The 1,088-nt window shown below is 36.5% G+C and carries 2 protein-coding genes; both read right to left on the reverse strand.

Features of this window, described 5'->3' with window-relative positions; all coding sequences use genetic code 11:
• On the reverse strand, positions 1–713 hold a 713-nt coding region (locus tag ABD769_RS24915; protein ID WP_344854073.1), incomplete at its 3' end, for a beta-ketoacyl synthase N-terminal-like domain-containing protein.
• Positions 714–717: 4 nt separating this feature from the next.
• The coding region (locus tag ABD769_RS24920) for a phosphopantetheine-binding protein (RefSeq protein ID WP_344854074.1) at positions 718–1,088 on the reverse strand (371 nt) is incomplete at its 5' end.

Here is a 1,088-nt window from a genome sequence, read left to right on the forward strand (position 1 = left end):
CTCGCATTTTTATCAAAAGCACGACAGTGACCGTCGGAAGAAGCAATCATACCATCCTGATATAAATAACCCTTCTGCTTTTGGGTATGGATGCTAACTCCCCCTGCCAAAGCAATCGTACATTCTCTTGTTAACAAATTTCTACAGGCAGAATGTACAGCAGCTAAAGAAGTTGAGCAAGCTGTATCAATGAAGAAGGCAGCTCCCTGTAAATTTAATTTATAAGAAATTAATGAACTTATGAAATTTGGGCTTGAAATTATATCCAGGTAAAATGGATCAATTTTAGATACCTGATTACTTGCCATTGTGTAAATCTTCCAGTTGTAATTTTTAGATGCTCCGGCAAAGAGGCCTATTTTTTGTTTTCCAATTAATGGAGAATAACCGGCATCCTCTAATGCTGCCCAACACTGCTTATGAAAAATTCTTATCTGAGGATCCATAGCCGCTGCCTCATCAGGCGTATATCCAAAAAACGAAGAGTCAAATAAATCTTTATCATCCAAAACTCCTTCAGATTTAACATATAGTTTATTCTTCAAAAGATCTGCTGATACTCCTCTTTTTAATAAATCTTCATCCGTAAAGGCTCTGATCAGATGCTTTTCAGTCTCAATATTTCGCCAATAATCCAAATAATTACCACTACCTGTAAATTGACAGGACATACCAATTATCGCAATTTCCAATTCATTGTAAGCTCTATTCATACTGTCAAAAATTTATTTTATTTAAGTCTTCAATGATTCCATTTCTATCAAAATCTTCTTCTTGTTCAATAGTTTTCTGGCTGATAAAACCCACAAAACCCTGAATATTAAAATATTGAAACAAAACAGTGACACTTATTTCTTTACCCAAAAAATCACTAATTAATTTGGATAGCCTTATAATTTTTATTGAATCTCCCCCAAGATCAAAGAAATTATCTTTAATACCGATCCGATCCTTTCCAAGGATCTCCTTCCAAATTTCAACAAGTTTCTCTTCAACCTCGTTTTCCGGAGCTACATATTCTGTACCGATGGACAGGCCCAGACCCTCGGGGTCGGGCAGTCGGCCTCTGTCAACCTTGCCGCCAGGGT

Origin of the sequence: Pedobacter jeongneungensis, from assembly GCF_039538295.1 — a bacterium.
Taxonomy (GTDB): Bacteria; Bacteroidota; Bacteroidia; order Sphingobacteriales; family Sphingobacteriaceae; genus Pedobacter; species Pedobacter jeongneungensis.